Below are 7,692 nucleotides of genomic sequence, written 5' to 3'. Positions count from 1 at the left end.
TCGGAGATGTGTATAAGGGACAGGTGAGGGCCAGGGCCAGCCCCGCCCAGGTGCCTCCCACCAGAAGCAGGAGGCCCGCGATGCCGTTCTTCAAGAAGCGCATGCGGCCGAGTATCCGTGGCCCGGACCCCAGGTGTCATCCTCCCGGATTCCGGGTGAGCCCCCGGCGGGCGGGCGGGCACGCCCCCCCACCGCGACAGGTCGCGTGAAACATGACCGCACACGACCTTGACCGCTTTTCCCCGTGTGTGCGACGACAGGGGTCCCCTGGAGGAGTCACCCCATGAGCGACGAGCGCGAAGACACGACCATCTACAAGGTCGTCGTGAACCACGAAGAGCAGTACTCCATCTGGCCGGCCGACCGCGAGAATGCGCTGGGCTGGAAGGACGCGGGCAAGCAGGGCCTGAAGGCCGAGTGCCTGGAGTACATCAAGGAGGTCTGGACGGACATGCGTCCCCTGAGCCTCCGCAAGAAGATGGAAGAAGCGGCCCGCAAGAACTGAAGGCCGCGTCGGTCCGGATGCCGTGCTCCCTCCCCGTTTCGCGGGGAGGGTGGGCCGTCCCTCTGCAATGAAGCCTAGAGGTCCGGCGGAGGCCTGACGCCCAGATGGCAGGCGCGCAGGGCAAGCTGGGTGCGATTCTCCGCCCCAAGCTTGCGGTAGAGCTGCGTGACGTGTGACTTCACGGTGCGTTCGGCGATCTGCAGGTGCGCGGCGATCTTCAAGTTGTCCGCGCCTCCCGCCACGTACGCGAGCACCTCGCGCTCCCGCTGCGTGAGCAGCAGGAGCACGCTCGCCGTGGGTGACGTCACCGGCGGATGCTCGAAGTCATTGCGCAGCAGTTGCACCGGGAAGAGGCGCTCGCCCCTCACCAATGACTGGACCGCGGAAGAGACGGCGTTGACGCCCAGACCCGCGCGGAAGAGGTAGCCCGAGGCCCCCTCGTCGAAGCACTGGGAGATGACCTCCGGCGTGCTCACCGCGGACAGAAGCAGCATGCGGACTTCCAGCCTGCGCTTGCGGGCTTCGCGCAGCAGGTTGAGCCCTTCCGTCACGGAGCAACCAATGGCGGCTTCGCCATCACTCTCCACATCCAGAATGGCCACCTGCGGCGGATCCGTGCCAAGCCCATCCAGGAAGCCGCGCACGTCGCGCGTCACCGAAGTGGAATGACCCTCACCCCGAAGCCCATCGGAAAGGCCCTGCCAGGCCGCCCACGGTCCTTCGAGAATCGAAATACGAACTGCGGATTGATTCGCTGCCATGCGATGGCCCCCCAGCCGTCGTGGCGAATTGCATTCAAGACTACCTGTCGACTTCCTTCTGCCCCGGAGTCGGTGGAACCGCGGCGGAACTTCCGCCAGTGCTGAGCGTGCGAGAACCGCGCTTCAACTCCATCCGGGGGTCTTGCCAGTGCTGCCCTGCGGACTGCGCTTGCGACTGCCGAACTGACCCCGAAGGGCCGTTCCTCCTTTTTCGTTTCAGGCAATTCCAGCCAACCAAGACCCTAACACCATCCGCCGTCACATGCGAACCGGCTCTGTCGGGACTGTCAATTGCGCACGAGTTGAACCGAAATCCAGGGCCTCGTCCGTCAGGTCGTGATCGCTGTCCTGTCCGGGACACGCATTTGCGTCCACCATCCGATGTTTCGCACGCTGTTTCGGCTCCGGGGTGTTGGCGGAACACACTGCGACGAGCGCGCGACCTGGACGCAGATGCGCGTATGCTGTGCGTCCTGCGCGCATGACTCCCTCCGCCCCCGCACCCCATGTCGACGTGGCCACGCCCGAACGCGTGTCCCTGTCCCTGCCCGTGGCCGGCATCGGCTACCGCTGTCTTGCGTGGCTGGTGGACGCAAGCCTGCTGTTCTTCTTCTGGGTGGCGCTCTACTTCGTCATCACGCTGCTGGTGTCCGACGTGCTGGGTGCGTTCCAGGCGCTGTCGGGCCTGGTCCAGACGCTTCTGGCCGTGGGTCTCTTCGCCACGCAATGGCTGTACTGGACGCTGGCGGAGGTCTTCTTCCATGGACAGACACCGGGCAAACGCGTGTTGCGGATTCGCGTGGTGCGCGAGGATGGCTCACCGGTGGGCTTCTTCGAAAGCGCCGTGCGCAACCTGTGCCGTGCAGTGGACTTCCTGCCGGTGCTCTACGCCACCGGTTGCATCACCATGCTGCTGGACCGCCGGCACCGCCGATTGGGAGATCTGCTCGCGGGCACGGTGTTGATTCGCGAGGAGGCCATCGACCTGGACAAGTACACCCAGGCGCCCGCCGTGCCTTCCGAATCCGAGCGCGAGTCCGCGGGCGTGCAGCGGCCGCTGGGCGCGGAGGACGTGGAGCTGGTGCTGGCCTTCCTGTCGCGCGCGCCCGGCCTGGAGAAGGACGTGCGCCAGCGGCTGGGAGCGCGGCTGGTGGACCGGGTGGGCGCGGGGCTGGCGGACGAGGAGCGGGCGAAGGTGCTTCAGTCCCCCGAGGCCACGGAGGCCTTCCTGCGCACGCGCGCGCGGGCGGCCCACTGACATGGCGCTGCCCCTGCCCACCTTCGTCTCCCGGCGCCGCCCGGACTGGGATGCGCTCCAGGCCCTGCTGACGCGCCAGCGCTCCGGCCGGCTGCACCTGGAGGAGCTGCGCACGCTGGACACGCTGTACCGGCGCGCGGCGGCGGACCTGGCGCGGGCGCAGACGTTCTACCCGGGCACGGACGCGCACCGCTTCCTCAACCAGCTCTGCGGACAGGCCTATGGCGCCATCTACCAGCCGCCCCGCGAACGCTGGGCTTCGACGCGCGACTTCTTCCGGCGCGACTTCCCGGCCACGCTGCGCCGCGAAGCGCGCTTCGTGGGCGTGAGCGCGGGGCTGCTCGTGCTGGGATTGATACTGGGCGCGCTGGTGGTGCTGCTGGAGCCACGCGGCGCGGAGCTGCTGGTGCCGGAGGGCGTGCGGCGCTACGTGGCCCAGGGGCGCATGTGGACGGATGACGTGTTGTCGGTGGCGCCGCCCAACGCGGTGGCCTCCGGCATCGCCACCAACAACCTCACCGTCACGCTGTTCGCGTTCGCGTCCGGCATCCTCTTGGGCGTGGGGCCCATCTTCACGATGGTGAACAACGGCGTGCTCATTGGCGCGGTGGGAGCGCTGTGCTTCCGCGAGGGCATGGCGGTGGGCTTCCTGGACTTCATCGCCGCGCATGGGCCGGTGGAGCTGTCCATCATCGCCATCTCGGGCGGAGCGGGCCTGATGGTGGGCCAGGCGCTCATCGACCCGGGAGAGCTGCCCCGGGCGCAGGCGCTCCAGGCGCGGGGCCGTGAGGCGGTGAAGCTGGTGGTGGGCTGCGCGCCCTTCCTCGCCGGCATCGGCGTGGTGGAGGGCTTCATCTCCCCGGGCTCCTTCTTCCCCACCTGGACCAAGGTGGGGCTGGGCCTGTCATTGGGAGCGCTCTTCTGGTTCTACCTGTTGCGCTCCGGCAGGACGGACGCCGGCGTCACGCGCGTGGAGGTGCCGGAGGACAGCGCCTCCAGCCGCTTGCGCTGACGGTGCTTGAGGATGCGCTCATAGGCCGCGTTGAGCTCCCGCATCTGCTCCGCGGAGCCGCCCCGGTCCGGGTGCCGCTCCATGGCCAGCGCGTGGAAGCGCGCGCGCACCACGTCCGGCGCATCCAACGGGGAGACGCCCATCGTCTGGTACGGGCACTGCTCCTGGACGGCGGAAAGCCACTTGTCCAGGCGGTCCTTCACCTCCACGAAGCGCGCGTCCGCGTCCGCGGTGTCCTTCACCGGGTGCGTGCGCATCTTCGCGTCCGCGCGAAACACCTCGCTGTAGGTGCTGGACACCCAGCGGTGGCATGAGCCACACCGGTAGTACTTCACCCGGTTCCCGGGCTGAAGGGTCATCATGACGCCGCAGTGGGTGCACTCCACTTCGACGTTCTCCAGCGTCTGCCAGCTCGCGACCGCCGCACCCATGATGTCTTCGCTCTCCGTTTCGCAACACGCCTGTAGCAGCGACAACCTCCCACGTCCGACGATCGCGTCAAGAAAATGTCGTCACCGACCCAGGGGGGTGCGCCGCCCCGCTGCCGGGATGTCGGGATTCGGGTAGAACACGGAGCATGCGTCCGCTCCTCGCCGCCGCCCTGCTGCTGACCGCCGTCGCGCACGCCCAGGCCCCGGCCCGGGCTCCCCTGAAACCCGGTTCGGAGAAGCCAGCGGCGGAGAAGGCCGTGGCCCCCAGGCCTTCGCCTGCGACCGTGGACGCGACCAACCCCGACGCGGCCCTCCTCCGGGGCCTGCTGTGGGCCGCGGAGCCGGCGCCGGAGGAGATCCGGACGCTCGCCATCGAGGACCTGGCGCTGTTGGGAGATGCCCGCGCCCTGGACCCGCTGGCCGCGCTCATCTGGGATCCCAACCCGCGCATCCAGCAGGCGGCGCTGCGCGCGGTGGCGCTCTTCCAGCACCGACGGGCGGAGGAGATTCTCGGCAACGTCGTGCGCCATCCGCGCCTGCCGGATGCCTTGAAGATTCAAGCGCTGGGGGGACTGCTCTACCAGCGCACCCCGACCGCCCGGCGCTCCGTGCAGGACGTGGCCGCCGACAGCCGCGTGGGCTACGCGGTGCAGAACGCCGCACGCTCGGTGGCGGCGCAGTGGGACGCCCCCGCGGCCGCGACACCCTGAAACACGCCTGCCTGCCCGCCTGCCCTGCCCCGCGGGGACCCGGGCCGATTCCTGGAGTGCGCGCGTGTATGGGTTAGACTGGCGCGCATGAAGATCACCCCGCTCGACATCCGGCAGAAGCGCTTCGAGACGGTGATGCGCGGCTTCGCGCGTCCCGAAGTGAGCGCGTACCTGGAGCTGATCGCCGGCGAGTTCGAGGAGGTGGTGAAGGAGAACATCGCGCTCAAGGAGGAGCTGAAGCGCACGCAGCACAAGCTCGAGCAACACCAGGAGCGCGAGCGCACCCTCCAGGAGACGATGGTCACCGCGCAGCGCATCAGCGAGGACCTGAAGGACGCCGCGAAGAAGGAAGCGGAGATCATCATCGCGGACGCGGAGCACCAGGCGGAGAAGATCGTCCACGGTGCCCACCAGCGGCTGGTGCAGGTGGTGGAAGACATCAACGAGTTGAAGCGCCAGCGCACCCAGTTCGAATCCCAGGTGCGCTCCGTGGTGGAGGCCCACCGCAAGCTGCTGGAGACCTTCGCCGCGCCCTCCTTCGCGGACCGCGACTACGCACGTGTGGAAGACAACGTCGCGTTCCTGTCCCAGAAGAAGGCCACGTCCAACGACTAGCGCTCCATGCCCGCCCCCTGGCTCAAAGCCGTGCCGGAGGGCGTGGAGCTGACGGTGCTCGTCCAACCCCGTGCGTCCCGCACGAAGGTGGTGGGCGAACACGATGGTCAACTGAAGATCCAACTCGCGGCCCCGCCGGTGGATGGCGAAGCAAATGCCGCCCTGTTGGAATTCATCGCCAAGAAGCTGGGTGTGCCCAAGCGGCAGGTGACCCTCACGGCCGGTGACACGTCGCGCCGTAAGCGATTGAAGGTGCAGGGGGTTGATGCGGCGGCGGTGGAGGCTGTTATCTCTGGTGGACCGTGAGGCCACGCATGCTCCGCCTGTTCGCCGTCCTGATGATGCTGCTGGCCTCGCCCCGGGTGTCCGCGCAGGAGGAGGGTCCGCGCGGAATCCATGCCCAGGAGGCCGTCATCACCGACGCCGCGCTCGTGCCCCATGCCCGGCCGGCGCTGGCCACCGGCGAGGTGCGCACGAAGCGCTTCATCATCGTCCACACCGCGAAGGCGGCGGGCGCGGCCCGGGCGCTGGCCCAACAGATTGAAGGCGTGCGTGACGGCTTCGGCGCGATGCTCGGGCGCGACTGGCCGGGCACCACCGAAATCCGCCTGGGCGTGGGCCGCCAGGAGTTCGAGGCCCTGGCCCTCCCCGGCGGCAAGCCCCCGGGCTGGGCGGTGGCGCTCGCCTACCCCGGCCATCAAATCATCCTCCTGGACGCGCTGAGCCTGAACGACACGGAGGGCCCCACCACGCTGCGGCACGAACTGGCGCACGTGGCGCTGGGACAGTTGGCGAAGGAGTGGCCGCGCTGGTTCCAGGAGGGCGTGGCACAGAACCTCACCGACGAGCGCTACTCCGTCGCCCACTACTCCGCCCTCTTCCGCGCCGTGACGCAGGAGCGCGTCTTCCACTTCGAGGACCTGTCCGAGGACTGGCCGGACGTGCCGTCGGACGTGGAGATCGCCTACGCGCAGAGCGCCGCCTTCGTGGCCTTCCTCACCGGGAAGCACGGCCCCCAGGCCATGGGCCTGCTGGTGGACGGCGTGCGCGCGGGGGAGCCCTTCGAACAGGCCTTCGGCAAGGCGTTCCGCACCTCGCTGCTCCTGGAGGAGCAGGACTGGCGCGAGGGGCTCGCGGCCCGGTACGGCTGGCTGCCGCTCACCACCAGCTCCGCGCTCCTGTGGCTGGCCGCCTCCGCCCTGTGCGTGGCCGCCTTCGCGCGCCGGATGTGGCAGAAGTCGGCGCGGATGACGGAGCTGGCCGCCGAGGACGCAGCGGAAGACGCCGCGCTGCGCCTGCTCGCCGCGGCCCGCGCCGCCGGGCCGCTGTCCCCGGACGGCTCCGAAGCCCTGTCGCCTTCCGCCCTCACCTGGCCGGAGTGGCCCGGCGCCACCCCCACACCGGGCGTGCCGGGCCCGGTCGGCCCCTCGCAACCCGAAGCCCTGGAGGGAGCCCCGGAAGCGCTGGAGTCCGGCGCTGGAGGGCCCGAAGCCTCCGAAGCCGTGGAGCCAGGCGACGAGGAGCCGGAGTCCCCGAGCGGCGAGCACGAGGTGGATGCCGAGCACCCGGCAGGTCGCCCGCCCAAGCCAACGCTCCACTGACGGGCGCGTTCCTGCCCAGGTAGGGAAGGAACTTCCCCTGGCCTCCCTGCTTTCAACACCAGCCCCGTAGGATTTACGCCTTCCGGCCATCCTTCAGGGCAGGGGGATCGCCCAAAGCGCTGGATTCATTGGGCACTGGTACACGTCTGGCGTTGGCAAAGCCCTTGCTATGTCTCTGTTCGCGATGCGGACGACAACGGACATGGCGGCGGAGCGGGGACGGAAGAAGGCGGGGGCGGCCCGGGTCTTCAGCAGGCAGCCGGAGCGGATCGCGGCGCTGTGGCGCCGGATGCGACTGGCGGCGCACGAGGGCCAGGGCGTTCCGGGCCCCAGCCTGCTGGACGGACTGGTGGAGCCGTTCGTCCGCGAACTGGGACTGACGCTGGAGGGCGCGGAGTCGAGCCCCTGGAGTCGCACCCGCGCGGTGCTGCGTCTGGCGCCGGAGCGCGGCGCGCGGGCCCTGCACGACGAGTTCTCACTGCTGCGGCGGTGCCTGGTGGACGCCCTGGAAGTCCTGGGCGGCGGAGACGCGGAGCGCCAGCGCATCCACCGCGCGCTGGACGAAGCCGTGGACAGCGCGGTGGCGCTGCTGCAGCGGCTGGCGGACCCGAAGGCGGATGGGCCTCGGGTGCCCTTCGGCGGGTTGGTGGTGGAGTACTTCGAGCGGCCGTCCCACGCGCGCCGGGCCCCGGTGGGCCGTCGCGACGAGCGGTCCGCGATGCACTGAGCCGAAGAGGGCTCTGACTTTTGTAGCAACGGTTTGCCGATCCGTCCGGCTTGACGCTTCTCCCCACAAGGG

Annotated in this window: 10 protein-coding genes; 8 read left to right on the top strand and 2 right to left on the bottom strand. The window is 69.5% G+C overall.

The window, feature by feature from the left end:
* The first annotated feature begins 283 nt into the window (after positions 1 to 283).
* Positions 284 to 505, top strand: coding sequence for an MbtH family protein (locus D7V88_RS36155; RefSeq protein ID WP_120537372.1), 222 nt, complete (start codon positions 284 to 286; stop codon positions 503 to 505).
* Between the two features lie 74 nt (positions 506 to 579).
* Here D7V88_RS36155 and fruA read toward each other — a convergent pair whose 3' ends face one another.
* Positions 580 to 1,266 carry a response regulator transcription factor FruA gene (gene fruA / locus D7V88_RS36150; RefSeq protein WP_120537371.1) on the bottom strand — a complete coding sequence of 229 codons (687 nt, stop codon included), beginning with the start codon at positions 1,264 to 1,266 and terminating at the stop codon, positions 580 to 582.
* A gap of 481 nt (positions 1,267 to 1,747) precedes the next feature.
* Here fruA and D7V88_RS36145 point away from each other — a divergent pair, with 481 nt between their 5' ends.
* Positions 1,748 to 2,524, top strand: a complete 777-nt coding sequence (locus D7V88_RS36145; RefSeq protein WP_120545142.1) for an RDD family protein — start codon at positions 1,748 to 1,750, stop codon at positions 2,522 to 2,524.
* A 1-nt stretch (position 2,525) separates the two neighbouring features.
* Positions 2,526 to 3,536 carry a stage II sporulation protein M gene (locus tag D7V88_RS36140; RefSeq protein ID WP_120545141.1) on the top strand — a complete coding sequence of 337 codons (1,011 nt, stop codon included), beginning with the start codon at positions 2,526 to 2,528 and terminating at the stop codon, positions 3,534 to 3,536.
* Here D7V88_RS36140 and D7V88_RS36135 read toward each other — a convergent pair.
* Positions 3,452 to 3,967: a J domain-containing protein gene (locus tag D7V88_RS36135; RefSeq protein ID WP_120545140.1), complete on the bottom strand. Its 516-nt coding sequence runs from the start codon at positions 3,965 to 3,967 to the stop codon at positions 3,452 to 3,454. The genes D7V88_RS36140 and D7V88_RS36135 overlap by 85 nt on opposite strands.
* A 146-nt stretch (positions 3,968 to 4,113) precedes the next feature.
* Between D7V88_RS36135 and D7V88_RS36130 the strand changes: the two genes are divergently transcribed.
* The 5 genes from D7V88_RS36130 to D7V88_RS36110 all read left to right on the top strand — a co-directional run bounded on the left by D7V88_RS36130 (position 4,114) and on the right by D7V88_RS36110 (position 7,620).
* Positions 4,114 to 4,677, top strand: coding sequence for a HEAT repeat domain-containing protein (locus tag D7V88_RS36130; RefSeq protein ID WP_120545139.1), 564 nt, complete (start codon positions 4,114 to 4,116; stop codon positions 4,675 to 4,677).
* An 87-nt stretch (positions 4,678 to 4,764) separates the two neighbouring features.
* Positions 4,765 to 5,292 carry a DivIVA domain-containing protein gene (locus D7V88_RS36125; protein WP_120545138.1) on the top strand — a complete coding sequence of 176 codons (528 nt, stop codon included), beginning with the start codon at positions 4,765 to 4,767 and terminating at the stop codon, positions 5,290 to 5,292.
* 6 nt (positions 5,293 to 5,298) lie between these two features.
* A complete protein-coding gene (locus D7V88_RS36120; RefSeq protein ID WP_120545137.1) occupies positions 5,299 to 5,598 on the top strand; it encodes a DUF167 domain-containing protein in 300 nt (99 codons plus the stop codon).
* 8 nt (positions 5,599 to 5,606) lie between these two features.
* Positions 5,607 to 6,893: a peptidase MA family metallohydrolase gene (locus tag D7V88_RS36115; RefSeq protein ID WP_120545136.1), complete on the top strand. Its 1,287-nt coding sequence runs from the start codon at positions 5,607 to 5,609 to the stop codon at positions 6,891 to 6,893.
* Positions 6,894 to 7,077: 184 nt separating this feature from the next.
* Positions 7,078 to 7,620, top strand: coding sequence for a hypothetical protein (locus D7V88_RS36110; RefSeq protein WP_208726691.1), 543 nt, complete (start codon positions 7,078 to 7,080; stop codon positions 7,618 to 7,620).
* Positions 7,621 to 7,692 lie beyond the last annotated feature (72 nt).

Source organism: Corallococcus terminator, assembly GCF_003611635.1.
Classification (GTDB): Bacteria; Myxococcota; Myxococcia; order Myxococcales; family Myxococcaceae; genus Corallococcus; species Corallococcus terminator.
This window is presented reverse-complemented; position numbering and strand designations above follow the sequence as displayed.

Bases quoted from the DNA above. Each gene is read 5' to 3' on its own strand.
- D7V88_RS36155 (WP_120537372.1), top strand. From the start codon at position 284: ATGAGCGACGAGCGCGAAGACACGACCATCTACAAGGTCGTCGTGAAC.
- fruA (WP_120537371.1), bottom strand. From the start codon at position 1,266: ATGGCAGCGAATCAATCCGCAGTTCGTATTTCGATTCTCGAAGGACCG.
- D7V88_RS36145 (WP_120545142.1), top strand. From the start codon at position 1,748: ATGACTCCCTCCGCCCCCGCACCCCATGTCGACGTGGCCACGCCCGAA.
- D7V88_RS36140 (WP_120545141.1), top strand. From the start codon at position 2,526: ATGGCGCTGCCCCTGCCCACCTTCGTCTCCCGGCGCCGCCCGGACTGG.
- D7V88_RS36135 (WP_120545140.1), bottom strand. From the start codon at position 3,967: ATGGGTGCGGCGGTCGCGAGCTGGCAGACGCTGGAGAACGTCGAAGTG.
- D7V88_RS36130 (WP_120545139.1), top strand. From the start codon at position 4,114: ATGCGTCCGCTCCTCGCCGCCGCCCTGCTGCTGACCGCCGTCGCGCAC.
- D7V88_RS36125 (WP_120545138.1), top strand. From the start codon at position 4,765: ATGAAGATCACCCCGCTCGACATCCGGCAGAAGCGCTTCGAGACGGTG.
- D7V88_RS36120 (WP_120545137.1), top strand. From the start codon at position 5,299: ATGCCCGCCCCCTGGCTCAAAGCCGTGCCGGAGGGCGTGGAGCTGACG.
- D7V88_RS36115 (WP_120545136.1), top strand. From the start codon at position 5,607: ATGCTCCGCCTGTTCGCCGTCCTGATGATGCTGCTGGCCTCGCCCCGG.
- D7V88_RS36110 (WP_208726691.1), top strand. From the start codon at position 7,078: ATGCGGACGACAACGGACATGGCGGCGGAGCGGGGACGGAAGAAGGCG.